Consider the following 26,592-nt stretch of genomic DNA (forward strand, 5'->3'; position numbering starts at 1 on the left):
CCGTTCCCCCGGTGCCGGACAGTGGCTCTGTGTCGTCCGTGTGCCGTCACCAGCACATGACGGCCGTCTCCCCCGACCCCCACGTGGAGTACAGGCGGACCCGGACGACATAGCGGCGGCCCTTGACGAACCGGACCCGGACGGCGGCGTTGTCCGGCGCGCCGCCGTCGTCGTGACCCGCGAGGAAGCGCGGTTCCCCGTCGCGCTGCTCGAAGACCACCAGCACGGTGTCGGCGTCCCCGAAGGTGCCCACGGTGTACTCGCGGGTCTCCGGCGGCTCGACGGTGAAGTCGGCCTGCTCGCCCGGCCCCAGCCCGAGCGGCGCGGACCGGAACGGCACCAGTCCGGCCGGCCCGCCCGGAGCGGCGGGCGGGTACCAGCGGAGCACGAACTCCTTGTCGGCCGGGGAGGGAGCGCCGGGCGGACGCAGCCCCCCGCGGTACTGCTCCGGCTCCAGCACCAGCCCCGGCCCGAACGGCAGCGTCATCACCGACTGCGGATCCCACACCGAGCCGCCCGCCTCACAGGCGTCCAGCGGGCGCAGCACGTTCGTGTACGTCGTCTCCCGGCTCCAGAAGTTCGGCGGGCCCGCCAGTTCGGCGTAGACGGCCTCGTCGTCCCAGTGCAGCCCGGCGAACGGACTCTGGTGCTCGTGCACCATGCCGAGCGCGTGCCCGATCTGGTGCAGGACGGTCCCGCGCTCCCCGGGCGCGGTCACGTCCCAGCCGAGGTTCATGGTGCGCTCCCCCCGGCCCACCGACAGCGCCTCCCGGCCGACCGCCGACCAGGACCCCGCACCGGCCTGGAACCCGATCCGCAGCTCCGCCTCGTGCCGGTCGCCGACCTCGGCGAACGCGACGCCGATGCCGAGGTCCTGCCACTCGGCGAAGCACCCGCGGACCACGTCCCGCTGCTCCTCGCCGCCCGCCCACGGCACCCGGCGCAGCTCCCCCGTCCCGGGCACCGGTACGACCGAGGCATCCGTGCGGGCGTCCAGGAAGCAGTAGTGCAGGACCGTGCCGTTGACCCACATCCGCCGCCCGGCGAGCAGCGCGCCCAGCCGCTCGGCGGTCAACCCCGGTGCGAACGACGGGGCCGACTGCCGCGGAAGCGAGCAGAGGCGTCGGGTCATGCGGCCAGCCTGCCCGCCGCACCGGCCGCACGCCTGAGTCGGGGGCTACTCAAGTCGCCCTGTATCAAACCTGAGTACGCGCGCTCAGCATGATGTGAGGACTTACGAACAGGACGCGAAGACCCTGGAGCTGCCCTGGCCGTTCACCGGCCGGGCCGGCGAACTGGAGCTGGTGCGCGGCGCCCTGACCGCCGGCCGGCCCGGCATCGTGGTGACCGGCCCGGCGGGCCGCGGCAAGACCCGGCTGATCACGGAGGCGGTCCGGGGCACGGACCACGCCCGGGTGACCGGCACGCCCGAGGCCCGGGACCTGCCCCTCGCGGCCTTCGCGCACCTGCTCCCCGACACCGTCTCGCTGCACCGCGCGGTCCGCGCGCTGTCCGGGGTACGGCTCCTGGTCGTGGACGACGCCCAGCTGCTGGACGAGACCTCCGCCGCCCTGGTCCACCAGCTCGCCGTGCAGGGCCGCACCCGCCTGGTCGTGGCCGCGGCGGACGGCCCGCCCGCGCCCGGCGCGGTGTCCCGGCTGTGGACCGGGGAACTGCTGCCCCGGCTGGCCCTCGACCCGCTGTCCCCCGAGGACACCGCCCAACTGCTCGCCGGCGCCGGCCTGGAACCGCTCACCGTGCGCCGGCTGCACCAGGCGTGCCGGGGGGATCTGCGGCTGCTGCGCGACCTGGTGACCGCGCTCACCGGGTCCGGCCGGCTGACGCCCGTCCCGGACACCGGGGAACGGGCCTGGCGCGGCCCGCTGCCGGTCACCCCGGCCGTCCGTGAGCGGCTGGCCCCCGCCCTGGAGCGGTCCGGCCCCGGCGAACGCGACGCCCTGGAACGCCTCGCGTTCGCCGAGCCCCTGCCGCTGCCCGTGGACGAGCTGGACCTGGACGTCCTCGAACGCCTGGAGGCGGACGGCCTGATCGACGTCGACGACCAGGGCGCCGTCACCCTCGCCCACCCCCTGCACGGCGCCGCCCTGCGCGCCACGGCCGGCCGGCTGCGGGCCCGTCGGCTGGCCCGCGCGCCCTTCGCGCACGGCCCCGCGCTCGACGCCGAACAGCGCACCCTGGTCCGCCGGATGGACCGGCTCGACGTACGGCCGGTGCCGACGCCGGCGGGGGAGTGGCTGGTCGCGGAGGGCGGCCCGCTGCCGGCCGGGTACGCCGAGGTCCGCGCCCGGTTCGCGCGCCTGCGGGGCGAGCTGCGGGAGGCGGCGGCGTGGGCCCGGGAGGGGCTGCGGGAGACCCCGTCGGACGGCGGGTGCCTGAGGGAACTCGCGCTGGCCGAAGGGACGCCGGATGAGGTGACCGAGCCGGACGGCGTCCACGCGCTCTACGCCGCCGTACGCCTCGGCGAGCCCGGGCGGGCGGTCGGGCGGCTGCCGGCCGGCAGCGTGTTCGCCCGGCACGCGGACGCGCTGGCGCGCGGCGACGGGGCCGCGCTGGACCGGGCGGCGCAGGCGCTGGCCGAGCGGGGGTTCCTGCTGTACGCGGCGGAGGCGCACGCGCAGGCGGTACGGGTCCACCGTGATCCCCGGGCCGCCCGGCTGTCCCGTACCCGGGCCGTGGCGCTGGCCCGCCGCTGCCAGGGGGCGCGCACACCCGCGCTGGCCGGGCTGGTCCTCGGCGAACTCACCGCCCGGCAGCGGCAGATCGTCACGCTGGCCGCGGCGGGGCTGAGCAACCGGGAGATCGCCGAGCGGCTGACCCTGTCCGTGCGGACGGTCGGCAACCACCTGTACAGCGCGTACACCAGGCTCGGCACGGGGGACCGGGGGGCGTTGCCCTGGCTGGCGGACGTACCGGAGAGGCAGACGGCCTAGGGCCGACCGGTCCTCCGGGCCGTCCCGGGGCCGCGGTCGGTGTGGGCGGGTACGGCGGCGCCGTCGGCCGGGCCGGGTCCGTCACGCGGTGCTGGTCGTGCGGCACTCGCTGTCCGGGGCCGGGCTGCCGCTGTGGATCGTGGAGCGACCGACGCGCCGCGCTGCTCCGGGTGCGGTGGCCCGCAGGGCCTCACAAGTGCCCTCCACCGTACGGGCGGTGGGCTGGTCGGACCCGCCGCCGGCGGCCTCCCGCGCGGTGTACGGCCCTGTCGGCGGGCCTGTCCCCGGTGTGGGCGCTGGCGGCGCTGACCGCCGGCGCGGTGGTGCGGGTCTTGGCATGTCGGCGGGGACGATGTCCGGTCCGGCCCTGGTCACGGCTGGTCACGGGGACCGCGGTCGCCCACGGGCTCGCCGGGCTGGGCGGCGCCGGGCCTGCTGTTCGCGGTGGCCCCGGCGGTGCCCTGGGCCCGCCTGGCCCTCCGCCACGCGGCGCGGCCGCCGGGAGGGCGCACCCTCGCTCACGCCGCCCCGAACGCCGCGAACGCCCAGCCCGTCGCCTGGTGCACCGCGTCGCCCGGCAGGGCCGTACGGGCGTCCCTCAGCGCCTCGGCCAGGGAGAGGCCCGCGCCCAGACCCTTGTGCAGGGCCAGCATCAGCGGGACGACCGCCGCGTCGTTGACCGGGGCGCTGCTCGCCACCACCCCGGCCGTGCCCAGCGGCAGCAACGCCGTGACCAGGCCGAGGAGTTCGTCGGCCCCGACCGAGGCGAGGCGGGCGGTGTCGCAGCTCGACAGGATGATCCGGTACGGGCTGCGCGCCAGGCGCTCGAAGTCGTGGACGATCAGCGGGCCGTCGGCCATGCGGAGGGCGGAGAACAGGGGGCTGTCGGCGCGGAACGTGCCGTGCGCCGCGAGATGGGCGAGGCCCGCGCCGTCGAGTTCCGCCAGCACCCGGGGCACCTGGGCGTCGTCGCCCTCCAGGACCGTCGCCGTGCCGTACCGGTCCGCCAGTTCGGGCACCTCCGCGCCGCCCGTCGCGAGGCCGGGGCCGCGCACCAGCACGGGCCGTCCGTCCGGCGGCGGAGTCGTCTCCCGGGCGCGCAGCCAGCTGTTCGCCGACGGCGACACGCTGAGCACCCGCTCCCGCAGCGCGGGCAGCAGCGCCCACGGCACCCGGTGCAGCGCGCCCGGCGGCACGATCACCACCGGGCCCGGACCGAGGTGCCGTACCGCCCCGGCCAGCAGGAGTTCCTCCAGCCGCCGGCCGGCGGCCTCCACGACAGGGAGCCGGGCCTCGGCACCCGGGTGCGCGAGCCGCCGCAGCCCGGCCTGCACATGCTCGGCCTCGGCCACCGCCTCCGCCAGCGAGCCGCCGGCGAACCGCCGCACCTTTCCCTGCCCGCACAGCAGGACGTGCACCCGGCCGTCGACCACCGCCAGTTCGACCAGCCGGACGTCACCGAGCCGGTCCAGTAGCCGGCCCACGTCGAGACGGTCGCCCGCGTCGGCGGCGGCCCCGCCCATGTGCCGGGTGCGGGAGCGGATCTCCCGTTCCAGGCGCCGCTGTTCGCGCTCCAGGGCCGGCACCGGGCGGCCCTCCATCCGGGCGGCCTCCGCACGGGCCGCGATCTCCCGGTAGGCGGTGAGCCCGCTCAGCAGCGCCGGATCGTCGGGCGGCCGGGTCGGCGGCGCGGACAGCACGGTCGCCCGCCACCGCTCGCTCCACCCGAGCAGCCGCCGCGGAGAGCCCTCGGCGAGGCTCACCTCCTGCGCCAGCGCGGCCAGTTCGGCGCCCTGCGCGGTCGCGTGGGCGCGCAGCTCCGAGGCGCCCAGCGTCATCCGGTGATCGTCCAGCACGTCCAGGCCGCGCCGGCACGCCTCCAGCACACCGCGCCGGGAACCGGCCGCCCGCGCCCGCAGCGCCTGTGCCGCCCAGCCCGTCATCCGGGCCGGCGGCGGGCCGCCGTGCCGGCTGCGGGCGGCGACCGCCAAGTGCCGTTCCGCGTCCGCCGTCCAGCCCAGCGCCAGCGCGATCCGGCCCGCGAGCAGGGAGGCCTCGGGCGCGGCCGGGGAGCCGAAGGAAGCCAGCCGCTCGGCGACCGCCGCCGCGTCCGCGACCATCCGCCCCGACCGGCGCCCGGCCGCCACCCGCGCCTCGATCAGCACCAGCCGGGCGTGCGTCTCCCACCAGGTCCGGCGCTGCGCCGCGAACAGCCGTACGGCCACGGCCGCGCGGGCTATGGCGGTGTGCGCCTCCCCGGCCGAACGGGCGGCCCGCGCGGCGGCCAGCAGCAGCTCGGCCTTGCGGGTGGACTGCCCGCCGATCCGGTCCAGCAGCGCGATCGCCGCGTCAGCCTCGGCCAGCGCCTCCGGGGCGAGCCCCGCCGCCATCAGCACCTCGCAGCGCCGGATGGACAGGTTGTAGGTGGGGGTGTCCAGCTTGGCGTAGCGCTCCTCGGCCTCGTCCAGCAGCCGCAGCGCCGCCGGGATGTCGCCGGAACGGAACGCGGCCAGGCCCCGGCTCTCCACCGCGTCCGCCTTGTCGTGCTCCTGGCCGGTGGTGTCCCACAGCCGCTCCGCCGCCGTGAAGTCGGCCACGGCCCGCTCCACCGCGCCGAGCGCCAGATGCACGGTGGCCCGCAGGGTCAGCGCCCGCGCGGTCCAGATGTCGTCGGCGACCTGCCCTAAGGACGGGAAGGGCCCGCCGTACGTCCTCCAGGGCCTCGCGGTGGTACCCCAGCACCCACCACACGTACGCCCGCCGGTACAGCACCCGGGCCCGGGTGTGCCCACTGCCCCGCGCGACCCCCCGCTCGAAGGACGCGAGCCCCTGCCGCGTGCGCCCCGCGTGCACCAGTGCGACCCCGAGGGTCGCGAGCACATCGGCCTCCCGGTCGGCCGACTCGGCACGCGCGGCCAGGTCCCGGGCCCGCCGCAGATGCCTCAGCGCGATCCGCAGATCGCCGAAGTCCCGCTGCCAGATGCCGAGCACCTGGTGGGCGACGCTCGCGTGGACGGGTGACGGCGCGGCGCGCAGGACGTGTTCGGCACGTGCCCGGGCCTCGCCCGGATCGGCGAACACCATGGGCAGCAGTTCGAGAACCGGCTCGCTTCCCGCTGTCACGTCTCGCATGGTAGTGGCCTGTTGTATCAGACGGTGGCCCCGAGGCTCTCACTGTCGACCACCGTCTTGAGGGGGAGGACACCACATGGCACCACACCGATTCCACGAGCAGTTCCACCACATCCAGCGCTCCCTGCCGGACGTCCCCCTCACCATGGGGCCGGACGACTCCGCCGGGTACTTCTACGAGAAGGGCGTCGTCCTCGTCCGGGACGGCGAGGAGGCCCGGTTCGTCGAGGACGCCGTGCGCACGCACTTCACCGAGACCCAGGGACTCGTCCCGGACCACGTGCGCCGCGTGGGCCCGCGGGCCGGCCGCACCGGCGTCACCCGCATCCGGGTCGGTGACCCGGCCGAGGGCGAGGACAGCGTGCCGCACGCCCTGCGCGCCGTGCGGGCGGCCGAGGACCGCCAGGGGCGCCGGCTGGCCGGCCGCAACCACGTGGTGCACATCGCGGGGAACGTCAACGCCTGCCCCGGCGACGAGCCGGTGCCCGTCCCGCGCACCGAGACCCCGAACCCCGCCCCCGCCGAGGGTAGTTACGACCCGGCGACCGCGGTCGGCGTCCTCGTGATCGACACCGGGCTGATGCACGACCACCGCTCCTACCCGCTGCTCGCCCACACCACGGGCGACGCCCAGCTGACCGAGACCGACGCCGACGGAGTGCTGCGCCAGTACGTCGGCCACGGCACGTTCATCGCCGGGATCCTCGCGGCCGTCGCCCCCAACACCGACATCACCGTGCGCGGCACGCTCAACGACGCCGGTGCCGTCCTGGAGTCGGAGTTCGGCGCCCTGCTCTTCGACGCGGTCGACCGGGGCGGCTGGCCGGACGTCATCAGCCTCTCCGCGGGTACGCCCAGCGCGGACACCGACGGCCTGATCGGCCTGGACGCGTTCATGGCGGAACTGCGCGAGCAGCGGACCCTGCTGGTGGCCGCCGCCGGCAACAACGGCAGCGACATCCCGTTCTGGCCCGCCGCCTACGCCGGCCTGCCCGAGTTCGCCGACTGCGTGCTGTCGGTCGGCGCCCTGCGCGCGGACGGCGCGTTGGGGGCCTGCTTCACCAACCACGGGCCGTGGGTGCGCGTCCACGCCCCCGGCGAACGCCTCACCAGCGCCCTCACCGGGTTCACCGCACCCGTGCCGTACGTCTACCAGCACTCCACCTACGACGCCTGCCGGTTCGGCGACGCCGACTACGCCTGCACCTGCCAGTTCCCGCGCCACACCGGTGTGCTGAGCGAGGGACGGGAGAGCACCGGCGCCAAGCCGGACCAGGTGATGTTCGACGGTCTGGCGCAGTGGAGCGGCACCTCCTTCGCCACCCCGGTGGCCGCGGGACTCGTCGCCGCCCGGATGACGGCGTACCGGGAACGCGACCCGCGCGCGGCCGGCGCCGGGCTGCTGGCGGCGGACGCGGGGCGGGCCGAGGTGCGCGGGGCGCGTGTCGCGGCGCTCCGCCCGCCCACCTGGCGCCCCGTCCCCGCCGTGATCCCGGCGCTGCCCGCATGAGGGCCGGAACCCTCCGCTCCACGGCGTACGATGACAGGCCGTACACAAGGGGTGGAGCCGTGGACCGAACAGAGGTCGGCGCGTTGGTCCAGTCCGCCGTCGACGGGGACGCCGCGGCCTGGAAGGCGCTGGTGGAAGGGATGAGTCCGCTGGTGTGGTCGGTCGTGCGGGCACACCGGCTGTCGGACGCCGACGGGCACGAGGTCTTCCAGACCACCTGGTTCCGCTTCGCCCAGCACCTGGGCCGCATCCGGGAACCCGACAAGGCCGGTGCCTGGCTGGCCAGTACGGCCCGGCACGAGTGCCTGAAGGTGCTCAAGGGCCTGGCGCGGCTGACCCTGACCGACGATCCACGGGTGCTGGACCGGGCCAGCGAGGACCGGACGCCGGAAGAGACGTTCATCGATTCGGAGGAGGCGGCGGACCGGGCCGAGCGGGTCCGCCGCCTGTGGCAGGAGCTGGACGGACTGGGCGAGCGCTGCCGGCAGTTGCTGCGCGTGCTGATGGCCTCGCCGCCGCCCAGCTACGGGGAGATCTCGGCCGCCCTCGGTATCGCGGTCGGCAGCATCGGCCCGCTCCGCCAGCGCTGTCTGCGCCGGCTGCGGGCCCGGATGGACGCGCGGGGTGTGGTGTGAACGGCGACGAGAGGCCCGAGGGGCCGGAGGAGTTCGCGGACGGGCTGCTGGAGGAGGAGCTGCGCCAGGCCGCAGCCGTCCTGGACCCGGTGCCGGCCGAGCTGGTCCAGGCGGCGCTGGACGCGTTCGCGCTGCACGACCTGGACGCCCGGCTCGCCGAGCTGACCTTCGACTCGCTGGTGGACGCACTGCCGGTCAGAGGGGTCACGGACGCGCCGCGCATGCTGACGTTCCGCGCGGGCGAGGTGACCGTCGACGTGGAGGTCACCGAGGAGGGGCTGATGGGCCAGCTGCTGCCGCCGCAGTCGGCGCGGATCGAGGTGCTCGGCGGCCCGCAGACGCCCCATCCGGTCGTCGCCGACACCCTCGGCCGGTTCACCAGCGACGCCCCGCCGTCCGGCCCGTTCGCCCTGCGCCTGCGGACCGGCGCCGAGGTGATCGTCACGGAGTGGCTACGAGCCTGAGCGGACCGGATCGGACGGGGCGACGGGCCCGGCCGGACGCCGACACCGACGCGCCTGGGCCCCGGGCCGTGCCCCCCGGTGGGACCTGGGCTGGGGGGATTGCCGGGGCCGAGCCGGGCGCCGGGCCGGGGCTGGGTGAAGGTTTGCCGGTGCCGGGCCCTGGCCGGGGCTGAGGGGAGGCGTGCCGGGGGCCGAGTCGTGTGCCGGGTCGGGGGCTGGCAGGAGGTTTGCCGGTGCCGGGCCCTGGCCGGGGCTGAGGGGAGGCGTACCGGGGCCCGAGTCGTGTGCCGGGTCGGGGGCTGGGCGGAGCGGGCCCCCGAGGCGAGCCGTGTGCCGGCTGGGGGCTGGGCGAGGTGGGCCGGGTGCCGGGCCCTGGGGGAGGTGTGTCGGGCGGGAGAGCCGTGTGCCCGACCCGGGTTGGGTGCGGGTTGCCGGGGCCGGGCCGGGTGCCGGGACCTGACCGGGGCTGGGCGGGGCAGGCCCCGGGCCGAGCCGTGTACTGGCTGGGGGAGGTGTGCCGGGCGGGCGAGCCGTGTGCCCGACCCGGGTTGGGTGCGGGTTGCCGGGGGCTGGGCGAGGTGGGCCAGGGGCCCTGGGGCGAGGCGTGCCGGGTGGGGGAGCCGTGTGTCCGGCCGGGGGCCGTGGCAGTGGTCGGACGGCGCTCACCCGGCGGTCGGAGACCGTGTCCGCCTGGCCCCAGGAGGCCGTCCTCCGCCTTGCGTGTCGCCCTGGTGCCGGCGCCGCTGCGGCCGGTGGGCTACACCGTGTCGACGAGTGCCGCCAGTGCCGTGGCGAGGCGGTGCAGGCCGGGGCCGGCCGGGCCGCCCGGTTCCGTCATGTACGTGTCCCGCCGGATCTCCACCATCAGCGCACCGACCCGGGCGTCCGTGCCGTAGAACTCCAGCGGTACGTACGTCCCGGCGAACGGGCTGTCCAGGCCCGTCTCGCCGCAGCCGGCGAACGCCTTGCGGGCGGCCTCGGTCAGCTCCGGCGGGGTGTGGAAGGCGTCCGTGCCCAGGCACACCGGCGGGCGCGGCCCGCTGCCGTGCAGCTCGTAGGGGAGCGGCCGGGCCGGATACGAGTGCACGTCGATGATCACCGCGCGCCCGGTCGCGGCCAGCCGGCCGGCCACCGCCTCCGCCATGGCCGCGGCATACGGGCGGAAATAGCGGGCGACCAGCGGCTCCGGGTCGGTGTCCGCGGACCGCAGCTCGCCCTTGTGGGTGGTCCGCGTGTACACGGCGCCCATGCCCACGGCGAGCATTTCCTCCCGCTCGTCCGGGAACCGCTCGGGGTCCACCACCAGCCGCGACAGCCGGTTCACGAACCGCCAGGGCCGCAGCCCGGCGAGCGCGGCGGCCTCCTCGGCGATCCGGGCGGTGTGCGCGTCCGTGATGTGGTCCAGCTCCCGCTCCAGCCCGGCGTCGTCCAGCACGATGCCGGCGCGTACGTGCCCCGGTATCGCCCGTGAGGAATGCGGCACGTGCAGCAGCACCGGCGAGGCGGCGGCACCGGGGAGGAGGTCGAACGAGGGGACGGTCTGGGACACCGGCTGCTCCTGGGGTGTTGGGGGCGTGCACGATCAAGGTGCCATACGGCACTGACAACGGCTCCGCCCCGCACGCCTCCGCCCCGGCCGGGACCCCCGGCCGGGGCGGAGGGCACGTCACCTCGACGGCTCGGGTGCCGCGGCACCAGCTCGGCCGCCGCAGGCACCAGGGCACTAGCCGAGGGACGCCAGCGCCTCGTTCCAGGTGGCCGACGGCCGCATGACCGCGTCCGCCTTGGCCTTGTCGACCTGGTAGTAGCCGCCGATGTCGGCCGGGGAGCCCTGGACCGCGTTCAGCTCCTCGACGATCTTCCGCTCGTTCGCGGCGAGGGTCTCGGCGAGCGGCGCGAACGCCTTCGAGAGGTCGGCGTCCTCGGTCTGCCCGGCCAGCTCCTGCGCCCAGTACAGGGACAGGTAGAAGTGGCTGCCGCGGTTGTCGATGCCGCCGACGCGCCGGGTCGGGGACTTGTCCTCGTTGAGGAAGGTCGCCGTGGCGCGGTCCAGGGTGTCGGCGAGGACCTTGGCGCGGGTGTTGCCGGTGGCCGCCGCGTACTGCTCGAAGGACGGCACCAGGGCGAAGAACTCGCCGAGGGAGTCCCAGCGCAGGTAGTTCTCCTTGACGAGCTGCTGGACGTGCTTCGGCGCGGAGCCGCCGGCGCCCGTCTCGAACAGGCCGCCGCCCGCCATCAGCGGCACGACCGACAGCATCTTGGCGCTGGTGCCCAGCTCCAGGATGGGGAAGAGGTCGGTCAGGTAGTCACGCAGCACGTTGCCGGTCACCGAGATGGTGTTCTCGCCGCGGCGGATGCGCTCCACCGACAGCTTGGTGGCCTCGACCGGGGACAGGATGCGGATGTCCAGGCCCTCGGTGTCGTGCTCCGGCAGGTACTGCTTGACCTTGGCGATCAGCTGCGCGTCGTGGGCGCGCGTCTTGTCCAGCCAGAACACGGCCGGGTCGCCGGTGGCACGGGCGCGGGTGACGGCCAGCTTCACCCAGTCGCGGATCGGGTCGTCCTTGGTCTGGCAGGCGCGGAAGATGTCGCCCTGCGCGACCGGCTGCTCGATCAGCACGTTGCCGGCCTGGTCGGTCAGCCGGACCGTGCCGGCGGCCGGGATCTCGAAGGTCTTGTCGTGGGAGCCGTACTCCTCGGCCTTCTGCGCCATCAGGCCGACGTTCGGGACCGAGCCCATGGTCGACGGGTCGTAGGCGCCGTTGGCCCGGCAGTCCTCGATGACGGCCTGGTAGACACCGGCGTAGGAGGAGTCCGGGATGACGGCGAGGGCGTCGTGCTCCTGGCCGTCCGGGCCCCACATGTGGCCGGAGGTGCGGATCATGGCCGGCATGGAGGCGTCGATGATGACGTCGGAGGGCACGTGGAGGTTGGTGATGCCCTTGTCCGAGTCGACCATGGCCAGGGCGGGGCCCTCGGCGATCTCGGCCTCGAAGGAGGCCTTGATCTCGGCGCCCTCGGGCAGGTTCTCCAGGCCCTTCAGGATGCCGCCGAGGCCGTCGTTCGGGGTGAGACCGGCCGCCTTGAGGGTCTCGCCGTACCGCGCGAACGTCTTGGGGAAGAAGGCGCGCACCACGTGACCGAAGATGATCGGGTCGGAGACCTTCATCATCGTGGCCTTCAGGTGCACGGAGAACAGGACGTCCTCCTGCTGGGCGCGGGCGACCTGCGCGGCCAGGAACGAGTTCAGCTCGGCGACGCGCATGACGGACGCGTCGACGACCTCGCCCGCGAGGACCGGCACGGACTCCTTCAGGACGGTGGTGGTGCCGTCCGCGCCGACCAGCTCGATCTTCAGGGCGCCGTCCTCGGAGACGACGACGGACTTCTCGGTGGAGCGGAAGTCGTTCTCGCCCATGGTCGCCACGTTGGTCTTGGACTCGCCGGTCCAGGCGCCCATGCGGTGCGGGTGGGTCTTGGCGTAGTTCTTCACCGAGGCCGGGGCACGGCGGTCGGAGTTGCCCTCACGCAGCACCGGGTTGACGGCGGAGCCCTTGACCTTGTCGTAGCGGGCGCGGATCTCGCGCTCCTCGTCGGTCTTGGGGTCGTCCGGGTAGTCCGGCAGCGCGTAGCCCTTGCCCTGGAGCTCGGCGACGGCGGCCTTCAGCTGCGGGATGGACGCCGAGATGTTCGGCAGCTTGATGATGTTGGCCGCGGGGGTCTTGGCCAGCTCGCCCAGCTCGGTCAGCGCGTCGGGGATGCGCTGGTCCTCGTTCAGGTACTCCGGGAAGACGGCGATGATGCGCCCGGCCAGCGAGATGTCACGCGTCTCCACGGGCACACCGGCCTGCGAGGCGTACGCCTGGATCACCGGCAGGAACGAATGCGTCGCCAGGGCCGGGGCCTCGTCTGTGTAGGTGTAGATGATGGTCGAGTCAGTCACCGGGTGCTCCGCTCCACGTCTGCAACATTGCTCGACATCAAGATATCTCGTGCCCGGGGTCGGCTCGACAGGGGTCCTGGCCGGAAAACGCGCCGTCCGCCATCTCGCGCGCGATCCAGCGGCTGATCACCTCCACCACGTACGCGTGCTCGGCACGGGTCAGCGCGCGTCCCTCGGGGATGCCGTGCCAGCGCTCCAGACAGCCCCGGCAGCAGGTGGCGGTCGCGTGCTGGGCCACGAACACCGGGTGGCCGCGGTACGGCGTCTGCCGGCCGTCCTTGTACGGCGCGGCCGGGGCCAGCCGCTTCGCGATCAGGTCGTACGCGTGCCACCGCAGGGTCGCCGGTCCCTTCAGGGCGGCGGTCGCCCGGTCCCGGCCGTGCAGGTGGAACTTCGCCCGGAACGGCTGGCGCGCGAGCGCGTCCAGCCGCCGGTCGAGTGTGCGGGGGTCCGGGGCCGGCGTGGTCATGCTGCTTCGAGCATACGGGCCGGCCGGGACCGCACGGCCGGGCTGCTCCGTGGGCTGCGCTTCCGGCACGGCGCCCTCCGCGCTACTCCGTGGCCTGCGCTTCCGGTACCGCGCCCTCCGCGCTCCGCTGCTGCGGGATCACCGCCGAGCCCTGCTGGAGCGAGACCGTACGGGTGGGGGCCGGGATGTGGATGCCCTCCTCGCGGTAGCGGCGGTGCAGGCGCTTGATGAACTCGTGCTTGATCCGGTACTGGTCGCTGAACTCGCCGACGCCGAGGATCACCGTGAACCCGATCCGGGAGTCGCCGAAGGTGTGGAAGCGGATGGCGGGCTCGTGCTCCGGTACGGCGCCCGAGACGTCCGTCATGACCTCCGTGACCACCTCGGCGGTCACCCGCTCGACGTGCTCCAGGTCGGAGTCGTAGCTCACCCCGGCCTGCACCAGCACGGTCAGCTCCTGCTCGGGCCGCGTGAAGTTGGTCATGTTGGCCTTGGCGAGCTGGCCGTTGGGGATGACCACCAGGTTGTTGGAGAGCTGGCGGACCGTCGTCTGGCGCCAGTTGATGTCCACCACATAGCCCTCCTCGCCGCTGCTCAACCGGATGTAGTCGCCGGGCTGGACGGTCTTGGAGGCGAGGATGTGGACGCCCGCGAAGAGGTTGGCGAGCGTGTCCTGGAGCGCCAGGGCGACCGCCAGACCGCCGACGCCCAGGGCGGTGAGCAGGGGCGCTATGGAGATGCCCAGGGTCTGGAGGACGACCAGGAAGCCGATCGCCAGGACCAGGACGCGGGTGATGTTGACGAAGATGGTCGCCGAGCCCGCGACCCCGGAGCGGGACTGGGTCACGGAACGGACCAGGCCGGCGATCACCCGGGCCGCGGAGAACGTCACCACGACGATCAGCCAGACCTCAAGCGCCTGGTTCACGTGGTGCTGGACGGTCCGGGTGAGCGGCAGGACGGCCGCCGCCGTCGCCGCGCCGCCCGCGATCGCCGCCCAGGGCACGACCGAGCGCAGCGCGTCCACGATGACGTCGTCGCCGCTCCAGCGGGTCCGCTTGGCGTGCTTCGCGAGCCAGCGCAGCAGGGTGCGCGACATGAAGGCGAGCACCAGGCCCGCCGCCAGGGCGATGCCGGCGAGGACGAGGTCGTCCAGGGTCAGCGCGCGGTTCACCGGTCACCTCCGGGGCGTGTGGCCGCTGCGGAGAGCCGTTTGTGAAGTCTCGTCACGTTGTCACCTGCTCGATGTCCGGGATGTGCGACCGCGCCGGCCGGAGGAACTCCGGTGACCGGCGCGTTCGTTCATCCTGCCGCATCCGGCACACCGGTTCGTACCGGGACCGGCGCTCTTCGGGCAGCCGGCTCAGACGATGCCCTCCGCGAGGTCCGCCTGGTCGCGGTCGCTGCCGTACGCGGCGGTGGTGGGGGTGCCGTACGACCGGCGGGCGACGTACCACCAGACGCTGGCCAGGACGAGGACCACCGCGAGGGCTACGGAGGCGTAGTTCATCGTGTCGACCGTGACCGGCGACGCCTGCGGCAGGCAGAACAGGACCGTCACGCACGCCACCCACCCGACCGCGGTCCAGCCGACCGGCTTGCTCCAGCGGCCCAGTTGCCACGGCCCCGGCTGGAAGCGGTCGCCCGCGCGCAGCCGCAGGAAGACGGGGATGGCGTAGGCCGGGGTGATGCCGATGACGTTGATGGCGGTCACCGCGTTGTACGCCGTCGCCGAGTACAGCGACGGCAGGGCGAGGACACAGGCGACGACGACGGACAGCCAGACGGCGGCGACCGGCGTCTGGGTGCGTCCGCTGACCTTGCGCCACAGGTGCGAGCCGGGCAGCGCGCCGTCCCGGCTGAACGCGAACACCATCCGGCTGGCCGCGGCGACCTCGGCGTTGCCGCAGAACAGCTGCGCGATGATGACGACGAGGAGCAGGACGCTCGCGCCGTCGGTGCCGAGGCCGTCCAGCATGATCTGGGCGGGCGGTACGCCGGTGTCGGTGGTGCGCGTGGCGTCGTAGTCCTGGATGGCGAAGGTGAGACCGGCGAGCAGCACGAAACCGGCCAGCCAGGACGCCCAGATGGCGCGGACGATGCCGCGGGAGGCGGCCACCGAGGCGTGCGAGGTCTCCTCCGACAGGTGGGCGGAGGCGTCGTAGCCGGAGAAGGTGTACTGGGCGAGGAGCAGACCGATCGCCGCGACGTACAGCGGGTTGTCCCAGCCGGTCTCGTTGACGAACTTCGTGAACACGAAGGACGCCGACTGGTGGTGGTCGGGGACGATCACCAGTGCGCCGACGATCAGCGCCACGCCCGCCAGGTGCCACCACACGCTGACCGAGTTGAGCAGGCTGACCAGGCGCACGCCGAACAGGTTCAGCACCGCGTGCAGCAGCAGGATCGCGCAGAAGATCAGCATGGTCCGGCCGGGCGTGGGCGTGAAGCCCCACTGGAGGTTGGCGAACGCGCCGGTGAACAGGGCGGCGCCGTAGTCGATGCCGGCGATCGCGCCGAGCAGGCCGAGCAGGTTCAGCCAGCCGGTGTACCAGCCCCAGCGCCGGCCGCCGAGCCGGTCGGCCATGTAGTACAGGGCGCCGGAGGTCGGGTAGGCACTGGTGACCTCGGCGAGCGCGAGCCCGACGCACAGCACGAACAGGCCGACGCCGGCCCAGCCCCACAGCATCACGGCGGGGCCGCCGGTGTTCAGGCCGAAGCCGTACAGGGTCATGCAGCCGGACAGGATCGAGATCACCGAGAAGCTGATCGCGAAGTTGCCGAAGCCGCCCATGCGGCGGGCCAGCACCGGGCGGTAGCCGAGTTCCCGCAGCCGCTGCTCCTCGTCCTGCTGCGGCAGACCGGGCGAGGGGGTGGGCGAGGGACCGGGGGTGGGGGACACGCGGGGACCTCCTGGATCAACGGTTGTCGGACGGGCACGTGCAACGGGGTCGTTCAGGGGGCGGTGCGGGGCTGTTCCTGGCGGTGCGGACGAGACGGCTGTTCAGGGGCGGGGTGCGGGCGCGGTGTTCAGGGGCGGGAGCCCTCCGCGGCGGCCCGGCAGCGGTCCCGGGCCTGTACGAAGACCTCCACGGCCCGGTCCCGGTCCGGCGTGCGGTACATCCAGGGCGGCGGGGTGAAGTAGGGGCCGATCGCCTCGAACACCCTCGCCGCGTCGGTGAATTGCAGGGAACCCCACAGCGCGTGGGCCAGATGGTTGAGGTCCGGCAGCGCGCGCTCGGCGGGCCCCGTCCGCTCGAACCAGGAGTGCAGCGCGCGCCGCGCCTCCCGGTCCGCCTCCTCCACCACCCAGTGCAGGTCCAGCGCCGCGTCGTGCCCGCTGTCCCGGCGGTAGCGCTCGACCCGGACGTACAGCGGCAGCAGGTGCAGCGCCGAGCCGGGCGGGGCCTGGCCGGCGGCCCACTGCGCGTACCCGGCGGCCTCCGCGAGCCGTCCCGAGCCGCCGCGCGCGTACAGGAACTGGAGCATCCGGTGGTGGGCCTCGCGATTGAACGGGTCGCGCCGGCCGGCCTCGGCCAGCAGCCCCCAGGGGCCCGGCGGCAGCATCGGCTCCGGCGCGGCGGCCCGGTGCTCCTCCCAGCGCTGCTCCGGGTCGAGCTGGGCCAGCGCCAGCAGACACACCCAGGGCACCGGGTCCTGCGGGGCGGCCACGGTCGCCGTCTGGGCGGCGTCCCACGCCTCGATCCACAGTTCATGGGTACGGCGGTGCCGTTCCCGCCGGGCCCGCAGCGCGCGCTCGACGCCGACACGGGCGTGCATCACCACCGCGTGCGCGCTGTCCGGCTCCTCGGTGAGCCAGGCCCGCACCACGTCGCTGCCGGCCGCGGCAGCCGCCAGCACCTGGGTGCGCTGGGTCCACTGCCACCGCGGCGTGGTCTCCGCGAGCAGGGTCCGCATGGCCATCCAGCGGCCGGTGCGCAGGTCCTGGAGTGCGGCGCGCAGCGCGTGGTCGGGACCGGCGGGGTCGTAGGAGGGGCGGGCTCCGTCTCTGGCCATCAGCCGCCGGCCCCCGGCCACGGGCGCACGGGCGAGGTGGCGGGGTGACGTTGCAACAGCCCTCCCCTGGGCGGTGATGAAGATGTCTCGTGTGGTCGGCGGTCACTATAGAGGCGCGGGTTCCGCCGTACCATTGTTGCCAAGTCAACAAATTACAGGGCGAGTTGACCGACGAGCGTAAGACCTTGACTCCGGGGCCGCGGCGGCGGCAGGCTGGCGCGGTGATCTTCAGGGCCGGAGCGGGAGGCGCGGGTCGGACGCGGACGCGGGGTGCTGGACGCGCTCACGCGGAGGGCGTGCGATGACCGGGCCGGTGCTCGCCGTCGACCAGGGCACGTCCGGCACCAAGGCGCTCGTGGTCTGCCCCGAACGCGGTGTCCTCGGCACCGGTTTCGCGGAGGTGCGCCCCCGCCATCTGCCCGGCGGCCTGGTCGAGGTGGACCCGGCGCGGCTGTACGACTCGGTGGTGGAGGCAGGCCGGCGCGCGCTCGCCGAGGCCGGTGAGGACGTCGTCGCGTTCGGCCTCGCCAACCAGGGCGAGACCGTCCTCGCCTGGGACCCGGACACCGGCCGCCCGCTGACCGACGCCCTGGTGTGGCAGGACCGCCGGGCCGAAACCGTCTGCGCCGGACTCAGCGCGCACGCAGAGGAGTTGAGGGAGCTGACCGGCCTGCCCCTCGATCCCTACTTCGCCGCACCGAAGATGGCCTGGATCCGCCGCCACCTCACCCGCGACGGCGTCGTCACCACCTCCGACGCCTGGCTGGTCCACCGCCTCACCGGCGCCTTCGTCACCGACGCCGCCACCGCCGGCCGTACCCAGCTGCTCGACCTGGACCGCGCCGAGTGGTCCCCGCGCGCCCTCGACCTCTACGGCCTGGCCGGCGAACGCCTCCCCGAGGTCACCGACACCGCGCAACCGGTCGGCACCACACGCGCGTTCGGCCCGGAGATCCCGCTCACCGCACTGATCGTCGACCAGCAGGCCGCCCTGCTCGCCCAGCGCGTCACCGGGCCCGGCGCCGCCAAGTGCACCTACGGCACCGGCGCGTTCCTGCTCGCCCCCACCGGCGACCGCCCCCGGCGCGGGGACTCCGGCCTGGTGAGCTGCGTGGCCTGGCGGCTCGCCGGACACACCGGCTACTGCCTGGACGGCCAGGTCTACACCGCCGCCTCCGCCGTCCGCTGGCTCACCGACCTCGGCGTCCTCTCCTGCGCCGCCGACCTCGACCCGGTCGGCGGCACCGTCCCCGACAGCGGCGGGGTCACCTTCGTCCCGGCCCTCGCCGGACTCGCCGCCCCCTGGTGGCGCGGCGACCTGCGCGGCTCCCTCACCGGCCTCGGCCTCGACACCACCGCCGGCCACCTGGTGCGCGCCCTGTGCGAGGGCATCGCCGCCCAGGTCGCCGAACTCGCCGAGGCCGCCGCCCGCGACCTGGGCGCCCCCCTGACCACGCTCCGCGTCGACGGCGGCCTCACCCGCTCCGCGCTCCTCATGCAGACCCAGGCCGACCTGCTGCAACGCCCCGTCGAAGTGTCCGCGCTGGCCGACGCCACCGCGCTCGGCGCCGCCGCCCTCGCCCGCCTCGGCGCGGACCCCGGCCTCCGCGTCGCGGACGCGCTGCCCGACGGGAAACCCGCCGCCGTGTACGAGCCCCGCATCCCGGCCGACCAGGCCGCCGAACGCCGCGCCGGCTTCCGCGCCGCCGTCGCGGCCCTCCTCGGCGCGTGACCGTCACCGCGGCCGGGCCGCTGCCCACGACGCCGTACGACGTGGCGATCGTCGGCGCCGGTGTCGTCGGCTGCGCCATCGCCCGCGAACTCGCCCGCCGGCCCCGGCTGCGCATCGCCCTCATCGAGGCCCAGGACGACGTCGGCCAGGGCACCTCCAAGGCCAACACCGCGATCCTGCACACCGGTTTCGACGCGACCCCCGGCACCCTGGAGGCCCGCCTGGTCCGCGAGGGGTACGCCCGTCTCGGTGCCTACGCCGCCGAGACCGGCATCCCCGTCGAGCGGGTCGGCGCGCTGCTGGTCGCCTGGGACGAGGAACAGCTCGCCGCGCTGCCCCGGCTGGCCGAGAAGGCCGAGCGCAACGCCTGCCACGACACCGCCCTGCTGGGCCCCGGGGAGCTGTACGCCCGCGAACCCCGCCTCGGCCCCGGCGCGCTCGGCGCCCTGCACGTCCCCGGCGAGAGCATCATCTGCCCCTGGACGACGACCCTGGCCTACGCCACCCAGGCGGTCCGCGCCGGCGCCGATCTGCACCTCGACACCGCCGTGCGCGAGGTGAGTCGGTCGGACGGCCACCTGCTGACCACCAGCCGGGGCACCCTGCGCGCCCGCCACCTGGTGAACGCGGCCGGACTGCACGCCGACACCCTGGACCGCGCGCTCGGCCACGAGGACTTCACCGTCACCCCGCGCCGCGGCCAGCTCCTGGTCTACGACAAGCTCGCCCGCCCCCTCGTCCGGCACATCCTCCTCCCCGTGCCGACCGCGCTCGGCAAGGGCGTCCTGGTCGCGCCCACCGTTCACGGCAACGTCCTGCTCGGCCCCACCGCCGAGGACCTGCGCGACAAACGGGCCACCGGATCCACCGCCGACGGGCTGGCCGCGCTGCGGGACAAGGGCCGCCGTGTGCTGCCCGCCCTGGTGGAGGAGGAGGTCACCGCCGTCTACGCCGGGCTGCGCGCGGCCACCGGGCACGAGGACTACCGCATCACCGCGCACCCCGGACAGGCGTACGTCACCGTCGGCGGCATCCGCTCCACCGGCCTGACCGCGTCCCTGGCCATCGCCGCCCACGTCACCGGGCTGCTGGCCGACGGCGGCCTCGACCTCGGCCCGGTCCGGGAACCGGAGCCGGTGACCATGCCCAACCTCGGCGAGGCCTTCCCCCGCCCCTACCAGCGGCCCGACCTCATCGCCGCCGACCCCGAGTACGGCACCCTCGTCTGCCACTGCGAGCGCGTCTCCCGCGGGGAGATCCGCGACGCCCTCGCCAGTACGGTCCCGCCCCGCGGTCTGGAGGGCCTGCGCCGCCGCACCCGCGCCCGGGCCGGCCGCTGCCAGGGGTTCTACTGCGGGGCGGCGGTACGGGAGCTGTTCGAGCGGGGGACGAGACCATGACGGCCCCGCGTCACGTGGACGTCCTCGTCGTCGGCGCCGGTCCCGCCGGGCTCGCCGCCGCCGCGCGGCTGGCCGCCGCCGGGGCCGGGCACGTGGAGGTGCTGGAGCGGGAGGCACGGCCCGGTGGAGTGCCCCGGCACTGCGCGCACGGCGGCTTCGGCACCTGGACGCGCCCGCTGACCGGCCCCGGGTACGCCCGGCTGCTCACGGAGGCCGCCGAGCGCGCGGGCGCCACCGTCCGGACCGGCGTGACGGCACTGGACTGGGCGCCGACCGGACCCCGGCTCACCGCCGTCGGCCCCGGCGGACCGGAGACCGTCACGGCACGGGCCGTCGTCCTCGCCACCGGCGCCCGCGAGCGCCCGCGCCCCGCCAGGCTGGTGCCCGGCACCCGCCCCGCCGGCGTCTTCACCACCGGCGAACTCCAGCAGGCGGTCCATCTGTTCGGGCAGCACATCGGCACCCGCGCGGTCGTCGTCGGCGCGGCGGACGTCTCCTACGCGGCGGCGGACACCGTCCGCGCGGGCGGCGCCGAGGTCGTCGCCCTCGTCACGGAACACCCGCGCGCCCAGACCGGCCGTGCCCGCGCCGGGGCGGCCCGGCTGCGCCACGGCGTCCCGCTGCTGACCGGCACCACCGTCACCGAACTCCTGGGCCGCGGACGCCTGTCCGGCGTCCGCGTCCGCCACCGGGACGGCCGTACGACCGTACTCCCGTGTGACACCGTCGTCTTCACCGGCGATTTCGTCCCCGACCACGAACTGGCCCGGCGCGGCGGCCTCACTCTCGACCCCGGCACCCGCGGCCCCGCCGTCGCCGGCTCCCTGCACACCTCGCGCCCCGGTGTCTTCGCCGCCGGCAACGTCCTGCACGCCGTGGAGCCCGCCGGCACGGCGGCCCGCGAGGGCGCCCGGGCGGCCGGCGCGGTGCTGGACTTCCTGGCGGGTGCGCCCTGGCCGGCCCCCGGCGTACCCGTGACCGTCGAGCCGCCGCTGCGCTGGATCGCCCCGAACCGCGTCACCCCGGCCGCCCCGCCCGTTCCCCACGTCCTGCGCACCGGCGCCCCGCTGCACCGCCCCGTCCTGTACGTGCGCCAGGACGGCCGCCTCCTGCACCACGAACGCCCGCGCACCGCCCTGCCCGACCGCACCCTGACCCTCGACCCCCGCTGGCACGGCCGCGTCGACCCCGAGGGCGGGGAGGTGCGGGTGAGCACCCGCTGAGCGCGGGGCCGCCGAAGGAGCGGCGGTTCACCAGTCCGTGAACGACCCGTGCCGTCCGGCACCCGACGCGAACCGGGCGGCACCCTCCGCGCCCTCGGCCAGCACCCCCATGCCCCACCGCAGTTCGCCGCGCAGCGCCGTCCGTTCGTCCTGCCCCTCCTGGTCCAGGACCGACGCCCGGTCACCGCGCAGGCAGGCCTGCGGGAAGCGGGCGATCCGTGCCGCCAGCGCCTCCGCCTCGGCACGCGCGTGTCCGGTGGGGACCAGCCGGTTCGCCAGGCCCATCTCGTACGCCTCGCGGGCCGGGACGGGGCGGCCGGTGAGGATCATGTCCAGGGCCCGGCCGGTGCCGATCAGCCGGGGCAGCCGTACCGTGCCGCCGTCGATCAGGGGCACGCCCCAGCGGCGGCAGAACACCCCGAACACCGCGTCCTCCTCGGCGACCCGCATATCGCACCACAGGGCGAGCTCCAGGCCGCCCGCGACCGCGTGCCCGGCCACCGCCGCGATCACCGGCTTGGACAGCAGCATCCGCGTCGGCCCCATCGGCCCGTCGCCGTCCTCGGCCACCCGGTTGCCGCGCTCCGTGCCGATCGCCTTCAGGTCCGCGCCCGCGCAGAAGGTGCCGCCCTCGCCCCACAGCACCGCCACCCGGGCGCTGTCGTCCTCCTCGAACGCCCGGAAGGCGGCGGCCAGTTCGGCGGCCGTCGGACCGTCCACCGCGTTGCGGGCCTCCGGCCGGGACAGGACGACCGTGGTGACGTACTCCTCGCGTTCTGTGCGGACCGGCACGGCGGGTGCTCCTTCTGCGGGGGCGGCTCGGAGGGCCACTGTGCCTCAGATGACCTTCAGCCGCACCAGTGCGCCCAGCGTCAGCGCCCCCGGCACCAGCGGCAGCCACACGGTGATGATCCGGTAGGCCAGCACCACCGCCGTGGCCACCGCGGCCGGGCCGCCCACCGCGACCAGGGCCACGATCAGCGCCGCCTCCACGGACCCCAGCCCGCCGGGCGTGGGCACCAGGGCCACCGCGACCGTCGCGGCGAGGTAGGCCAGCACCATGTGCGCGGGCGGCACCGGCAGCCGCAGCGCCTGCCCGACGGCCGCGAGTCCGGTCGCCTGGAGCGCGGGGAAGGCCAGCGAGCCGCCCCACAGCGCGAGGGCGCGGGCCGGCCGGGTGTGCACCGACCGGGCCTCGTCCAGGGCGTCCCGCGCGAACGCGGACACGCGCGTGCGCAGCGGCCGTACGAGCGCCGTCACGGCCCCCGCCACGACCACCAGGCCCACCGCGCCCAGCAGCAGCGGCGGCGCCGAGCCGTCCGGCAGCAGGGGGCCGAGCCGCAGCGCGTGCGGGAACGCGATCAGCAGCGCGCCCAGCAGCCCGAGCCGGCCCACGCACTCCGCCAGCAGATACAGGGCGAGCGCGGCCGAGGAACGCGCCGGCGGCACCCCGCACACGGTCATGAAGCGCAGGTTCACGGCGCCCGCGCCGAGCCCGGTCGGCAGCAGGTGGTTGGCCGCGCCCGCCGCGAACTGGGTGGCCAGCAGCCGCCCCTTGGGCAGCGGCTGGAGCACCGCCCCCTGCCGGGTGACGGCGGCGGCGACCCAGGTCAGACAGGTCGCCGTGGCCGCCGCGAGCAGCCACGGCCAGGAGGCGGTGCGCAGGTGGCCGAAGCCCTCGGCGAGAACCGAGCGGTGCCGTACGGCGGCCACGGCGACGAGCACGAGCGGCACCAGGCAGAGCACCTGGCGCACGGGGAGGCGACGGGGCGGGCGCCGGCGGGGGAGGGGGACGGCAGTCACATCGGCACAGGCTCTCCCGGGCGTCCCAACACCGGGTGAACCGTCGCGGACATTGACCTCAACGAACCTTGAGGTTCTACGGTCTCTTCCATGAGCATGGAGACCACCGCCTGGACGCAGCTGCACAGCGTGATGAACGCGCAGTCCGAGCGTCGCCCGTTCGCCCGCGCCACCCTGCGCCGCATCGCCGCCTTCGCCCGCCCGCACCGCGCCGGCATCGCCCGGTTCGTGCTGCTCGGGGTGGTGACCGCCCTGCTCGCCGTCGCGACACCCGTGCTCGCCGGCCGCGTCGTCGACGCGATCGTGGCGGGGCACGACTCCGGCACGGTGGTCCGGCTGTCCCTGCTCATCGCGCTCGTGGCGCTCGCGGAGGCGGGGCTCGGCATCCTCGGCCGCCGACTGTCGTCGACGCTCGGGGAGGGACTCATCCTCGACCTCAGAACGGCTGTGTTCGATCATGTGCAGCGCATGCCCGTCGCGTTCTTCACACGTACGCGTACGGGCGCGCTGGTCAGCCGTCTCAACAACGACGTGATCGGCGCCCAGCGGGCCTTCGCCAACACCCTCTCCGGCGTCGTCAGCAACCTGGTCACCCTGGTGCTGACGCTCGCCGTGATGCTCACCCTGTCCTGGCAGATCACCCTGCTCGCGCTGGTCCTGCTGCCGGTGTTCGTGCTGCCCGCCCGCCGCATGGGCAGCCGGATGGCCCGCATGCAGCGCGAGGCCGCGGCGCTGAACGCGGCCATGGGCACCCGGATGACCGAGCGGTTCTCCGCCCCCGGCGCCACCCTGGTCAAGCTGTTCGGGCGCCCGGAGGAGGAGTCGGCGGAGTTCTCGGCGCGGGCCGCCCAGGTCCGGGACATCGGCGTCCGCACGGCGACGGCCCAGTCCGTCTTCATCACCTCCCTCACCCTGGTCTCCGCCCTCGCCCTGGCCCTCGTCTACGGCCTCGGCGGCTGGTTCGCGCTGCGCGGCACCCTGGAGCCCGGAGCGGTCGTCTCCCTCGCCCTGCTGCTGACCCGGCTGTACGCCCCGCTGACCGCGCTCGCCGGGGCCCGGGTCGAGGTGATGAGCGCGATCGTCAGCTTCGAGCGGGTCTTCGAGGTGCTCGACCTCAAGCCGCTCATCGCCGAGCGGCCGGACGCCCGTGAGGTCCCCGACGGCCCGGTCGCCGTCGAGTTCGACGACGTCCGCTTCTCCTACCCGTCCGCCGACCAGGTCTCCCTCGCATCCCTGGAGGAGGTCGCCGCGCTCGACACCCGCGGCGGCACCGAGGTGCTGCGGGGCATCTCCTTCCGCGCCGAACCCGGCCGGACCGTCGCCCTCGTCGGCTCCTCCGGCGCCGGCAAGTCGACCATCGCCCAGCTCCTGCCGCGCCTGTACGACGTCGACGCGGGCGCGGTCCGCATCGGCGGGGTCGACGTCCGCGACCTCACCTTCGCCTCCCTGCGGGCCACCCTCGGCATGGTCACCCAGGACGGTCACCTCTTCCACGACACCGTCCGCGCCAACCTGCTGCTGGCCCGCCCGGACGCGGGTGACGACGAGCTGTGGGACGCCCTCGGCCGCGCCCGCCTCGCCGACGTCGTCCGGTCCCTGCCCGACGGCCTGGACACGGTCGTCGGCGAGCGCGGCTACCGGCTCTCCGGCGGCGAACGCCAGCGCATGACCATCGCCCGGCTGCTGCTCGCCCGCCAGCGCGTGGTCATCCTGGACGAGGCCACCGCCCACCTGGACAACACCTCCGAGGCGGCCGTCCAGGAGGCGCTCACCGAGGCCCTGGAGGGCCGCACCGCCGTGGTCATCGCCCACCGCCTGTCGACGGTCCGCGCCGCCGACCAGATCCTGGTCGTGGAGTCCGGCCGGATCGTGGAGCGCGGCACACACGAGGAACTGCTGGCGGCGCGGGGCCGGTACGCCGAGCTGTACCGCACACAGTTCGCGGGCCGCGGCGAGCCGACGACACCGGGGACGGCGGCGGCGGGGGTGACGGCGGCGGGGTGAGAGCGTGCCAGTCGCCGCGGGGGCGGGGGTGACGGTGGTGGGGGACGCGACGGTCAACACCAGCTTGCGTCCCCGCGCCGGTGCGGGTCACCGGTGATCCGCGCACCCCTCGGTGAGCAGCGCGTCCACGGCGTTCCGGATCCCCTCGTCCTGGACGAACCCCCGCCGGCCGCCGGAGCCACGCCGCCGCTCGTCGCGGTCGGGCACCGCGCGCAGCAGGTCGGCGGCCGGCCGTGCGGCGGGGCGGATGCGGGCCGGGTTGCCGTATCGCGGGGGCATGACCGGCAGGTAGGCACCCTCGGCCAGGCCCCGCACGGCCGAGGCCGGCACCGGGACCGTGTGCGCGGTGTCGCCGGTCGCGGCCCACAGGGCGTGGGCCGCCTCGACGTGGGCCAAGGGCTCGCGGTCGGCGGTCAGCGCCCGGAGCCGGTCCGCCCAGCGGGCGGCGTGCGCGCCGAGGTCGGCCGGCCGGTGCAGGGCGGGGTGCGGGAGGTCCGCCGTGGCGATGGGTCCGAGCCGTTCCAGGCACGGGCCGGGTTCGCCGGTGACCTTCCAGTACACGCAGGCCGCGAGGTTGGCGTCCGCGCCGTCTCCGGCCGACCGGGCCGCCGGCGATTCACGCGTCGGCGAGCCCGCCCGGCCGATGCACGCCAAGGCCGTCGCGGCAGCCGTCCAGGTCCGGTCGTCCGCCAAGAGGCCGAGCAGCCGTGGCACGGCCGCTTCCCGGACCCCGCGCGGCGACGACCTGGCAGAGCCGGCGCGGCAGCGGAGTCCGTCGCGGTGTCCAGCCCCTCGCGGAGCACCGGCGCCAGCGCCTCGGCGTGGTCCGCGAGAGCCACCAGGACCTCGTCCAGCGCCGGCAGCACCACGGTGGGCCAGTCCGCGGCGGGGAAGTACGCGGAGACCGCCGCGAACAGGACCGTCGCCCGGCCAGGGGCCCGGTCAGGCCGGGCACGCAGCGGGGGTCGTTCCTCCGGGCCAGAGCCCATACGGCGGCCTCGGCGACGGTCTCGCGCACCGGGTGGACCGGGTGCCGGTGTCGTCGAGCAGCGCGGCGACCTCGTCCGCGTACGCGGTGGCGGCCCGGCCGGGACAGGCCAGCAGTTCGGCCGCCCCCTCGGTCCCCGGCGCCATCCGGTCCCCGGTCTCCGGCATCGCCCGGCCCACGGCATTTAGCGCCACCCAGCCCACGGCGTCCGGTGTCGCCCGGCCCTCGGCGTCCGTCGCCGCCCGCTCCCCGGCGTCCGGCGCCGCCTGGTCCTCGGTGTCCGACATGGCCCGCTCCCCGGGGTCCGGCGCCGCCCGCTCC

The 26,592-nt window shown here is 75.4% G+C and carries 19 protein-coding genes and 1 pseudogene; 8 read left to right on the forward strand and 12 right to left on the reverse strand.

From position 1 onward, the window contains the following. Positions 1-46: 46 nt before the first annotated feature. Complete coding sequence (gene absR1 / locus IE294_RS24895) at positions 47-1,132, reverse strand: beta-glucuronidase AbsR1 (protein WP_189889647.1); 1,086 nt, start codon at positions 1,130-1,132, stop codon at positions 47-49. 94 nt (positions 1,133-1,226) lie between these two features. Here absR1 and IE294_RS24900 point away from each other — a divergent pair, with 94 nt between their 5' ends. After that, positions 1,227-2,951 (forward strand): LuxR family transcriptional regulator AbsR2, encoded by a 1,725-nt coding sequence (locus IE294_RS24900; protein WP_189889649.1) that lies wholly within the window; start codon positions 1,227-1,229, stop codon positions 2,949-2,951. Between the two features lie 518 nt (positions 2,952-3,469). Here IE294_RS24900 and IE294_RS24905 read toward each other — a convergent pair. Then, positions 3,470-6,035: pseudogene (locus tag IE294_RS24905) on the reverse strand (CHAT domain-containing protein). A 124-nt stretch (positions 6,036-6,159) separates the two neighbouring features. On the opposite strand from IE294_RS24905, the gene IE294_RS24910 reads away from it, so the two are divergent. The 3 genes from IE294_RS24910 to IE294_RS24920 are packed head-to-tail and all read left to right on the forward strand — an operon-like array spanning position 6,160 to position 8,692. Continuing rightward, on the forward strand, positions 6,160-7,593 hold the full coding sequence (locus IE294_RS24910) for a S8 family peptidase (RefSeq protein ID WP_189889651.1): 1,434 nt from the start codon (positions 6,160-6,162) through the stop codon (positions 7,591-7,593). Then, positions 7,590-8,228, forward strand: coding sequence for an RNA polymerase sigma factor (locus tag IE294_RS24915; RefSeq protein ID WP_189889653.1), 639 nt, complete (start codon positions 7,590-7,592; stop codon positions 8,226-8,228). Before IE294_RS24910 ends, IE294_RS24915 begins: the two co-directional genes overlap by 4 nt. Next, complete coding sequence (locus IE294_RS24920) at positions 8,225-8,692, forward strand: hypothetical protein (protein WP_189889655.1); 468 nt, start codon at positions 8,225-8,227, stop codon at positions 8,690-8,692. Before IE294_RS24915 ends, IE294_RS24920 begins: the two co-directional genes overlap by 4 nt. Before the next feature lie 757 nt (positions 8,693-9,449). On the opposite strand, the gene IE294_RS24925 is transcribed toward IE294_RS24920, so the two are convergent. From IE294_RS24925 to IE294_RS24950, 6 genes are all read right to left on the reverse strand, one after another. Further along, the gene (locus IE294_RS24925; protein WP_189889657.1) at positions 9,450-10,241 is read right to left on the reverse strand and encodes an N-formylglutamate amidohydrolase; all 792 of its coding nucleotides are present in this window, start codon (positions 10,239-10,241) and stop codon (positions 9,450-9,452) included. 174 nt (positions 10,242-10,415) lie between these two features. Continuing rightward, complete coding sequence (locus IE294_RS24930) at positions 10,416-12,635, reverse strand: NADP-dependent isocitrate dehydrogenase (protein ID WP_189889659.1); 2,220 nt, start codon at positions 12,633-12,635, stop codon at positions 10,416-10,418. 37 nt (positions 12,636-12,672) lie between these two features. Further along, positions 12,673-13,104 (reverse strand): DUF4186 domain-containing protein, encoded by a 432-nt coding sequence (locus tag IE294_RS24935; RefSeq protein ID WP_189889661.1) that lies wholly within the window; start codon positions 13,102-13,104, stop codon positions 12,673-12,675. A gap of 82 nt (positions 13,105-13,186) precedes the next feature. Continuing rightward, positions 13,187-14,278, reverse strand: coding sequence for a mechanosensitive ion channel family protein (locus tag IE294_RS24940; protein ID WP_189889663.1), 1,092 nt, complete (start codon positions 14,276-14,278; stop codon positions 13,187-13,189). A gap of 189 nt (positions 14,279-14,467) precedes the next feature. Next, positions 14,468-16,006 (reverse strand): amino acid permease, encoded by a 1,539-nt coding sequence (locus IE294_RS24945; RefSeq protein ID WP_189889665.1) that lies wholly within the window; start codon positions 16,004-16,006, stop codon positions 14,468-14,470. A gap of 128 nt (positions 16,007-16,134) precedes the next feature. Then, positions 16,135-17,121 carry a hypothetical protein gene (locus IE294_RS24950; RefSeq protein ID WP_189889667.1) on the reverse strand — a complete coding sequence of 329 codons (987 nt, stop codon included), beginning with the start codon at positions 17,119-17,121 and terminating at the stop codon, positions 16,135-16,137. A gap of 301 nt (positions 17,122-17,422) precedes the next feature. On the opposite strand from IE294_RS24950, the gene IE294_RS24955 reads away from it, so the two are divergent. The 3 genes from IE294_RS24955 to IE294_RS24965 are packed head-to-tail and all read left to right on the forward strand — an operon-like array spanning position 17,423 to position 21,476. Further along, positions 17,423-18,853, forward strand: a complete 1,431-nt coding sequence (locus IE294_RS24955; RefSeq protein ID WP_189889669.1) for an FGGY family carbohydrate kinase — start codon at positions 17,423-17,425, stop codon at positions 18,851-18,853. After that, positions 18,850-20,253, forward strand: a complete 1,404-nt coding sequence (locus IE294_RS24960; protein WP_189889670.1) for an FAD-dependent oxidoreductase — start codon at positions 18,850-18,852, stop codon at positions 20,251-20,253. The genes IE294_RS24955 and IE294_RS24960 overlap by 4 nt, the downstream gene beginning before the upstream one ends. Next, on the forward strand, positions 20,250-21,476 hold the full coding sequence (locus IE294_RS24965; protein ID WP_189889672.1) for an NAD(P)/FAD-dependent oxidoreductase: 1,227 nt from the start codon (positions 20,250-20,252) through the stop codon (positions 21,474-21,476). Before IE294_RS24960 ends, IE294_RS24965 begins: the two co-directional genes overlap by 4 nt. A gap of 27 nt (positions 21,477-21,503) precedes the next feature. On the opposite strand, the gene IE294_RS24970 is transcribed toward IE294_RS24965, so the two are convergent. Next, entirely contained in the window at positions 21,504-22,268 is a 765-nt protein-coding gene (locus tag IE294_RS24970; RefSeq protein ID WP_189889674.1) for a crotonase/enoyl-CoA hydratase family protein, read from the reverse strand. A 45-nt stretch (positions 22,269-22,313) separates the two neighbouring features. Further along, entirely contained in the window at positions 22,314-23,279 is a 966-nt protein-coding gene (locus IE294_RS24975) for a lysylphosphatidylglycerol synthase transmembrane domain-containing protein (RefSeq protein WP_189889676.1), read from the reverse strand. A gap of 96 nt (positions 23,280-23,375) precedes the next feature. On the opposite strand from IE294_RS24975, the gene IE294_RS24980 reads away from it, so the two are divergent. After that, positions 23,376-25,283, forward strand: coding sequence for an ABC transporter ATP-binding protein (locus IE294_RS24980; protein WP_373315848.1), 1,908 nt, complete (start codon positions 23,376-23,378; stop codon positions 25,281-25,283). An 87-nt stretch (positions 25,284-25,370) separates the two neighbouring features. Here IE294_RS24980 and IE294_RS24985 read toward each other — a convergent pair whose 3' ends face one another. Together IE294_RS24985 and IE294_RS24990 are read right to left on the reverse strand one after the other, a co-directional pair. After that, positions 25,371-25,997 (reverse strand): hypothetical protein, encoded by a 627-nt coding sequence (locus IE294_RS24985; protein ID WP_189889680.1) that lies wholly within the window; start codon positions 25,995-25,997, stop codon positions 25,371-25,373. Between the two features lie 228 nt (positions 25,998-26,225). Then, entirely contained in the window at positions 26,226-26,558 is a 333-nt protein-coding gene (locus tag IE294_RS24990; RefSeq protein WP_189889682.1) for a hypothetical protein, read from the reverse strand. Between the last annotated feature and the right edge of the window lie 34 nt (positions 26,559-26,592).

This window comes from Streptomyces canarius (assembly GCF_014650735.1).
Lineage (GTDB): Bacteria > Actinomycetota > Actinomycetes > Streptomycetales > Streptomycetaceae > Streptomyces > Streptomyces olivaceoviridis.

Bases quoted from the DNA above. Each gene is read 5' to 3' on its own strand.
- IE294_RS24980 (WP_373315848.1), top strand. From the start codon at position 23,376: ATGGAGACCACCGCCTGGACGCAGCTGCACAGCGTGATGAACGCGCAG.
- absR1 (WP_189889647.1), bottom strand. From the start codon at position 1,132: ATGACCCGACGCCTCTGCTCGCTTCCGCGGCAGTCGGCCCCGTCGTTC.
- IE294_RS24955 (WP_189889669.1), top strand. From the start codon at position 17,423: ATGACCGGGCCGGTGCTCGCCGTCGACCAGGGCACGTCCGGCACCAAG.
- IE294_RS24910 (WP_189889651.1), top strand. From the start codon at position 6,160: ATGGCACCACACCGATTCCACGAGCAGTTCCACCACATCCAGCGCTCC.
- IE294_RS24950 (WP_189889667.1), bottom strand. From the start codon at position 17,121: ATGGCCAGAGACGGAGCCCGCCCCTCCTACGACCCCGCCGGTCCCGAC.
- IE294_RS24965 (WP_189889672.1), top strand. From the start codon at position 20,250: ATGACGGCCCCGCGTCACGTGGACGTCCTCGTCGTCGGCGCCGGTCCC.
- IE294_RS24935 (WP_189889661.1), bottom strand. From the start codon at position 13,104: ATGACCACGCCGGCCCCGGACCCCCGCACACTCGACCGGCGGCTGGAC.
- IE294_RS24990 (WP_189889682.1), bottom strand. From the start codon at position 26,558: ATGTCGGACACCGAGGACCAGGCGGCGCCGGACGCCGGGGAGCGGGCG.
- IE294_RS24915 (WP_189889653.1), top strand. From the start codon at position 7,590: ATGAGGGCCGGAACCCTCCGCTCCACGGCGTACGATGACAGGCCGTAC.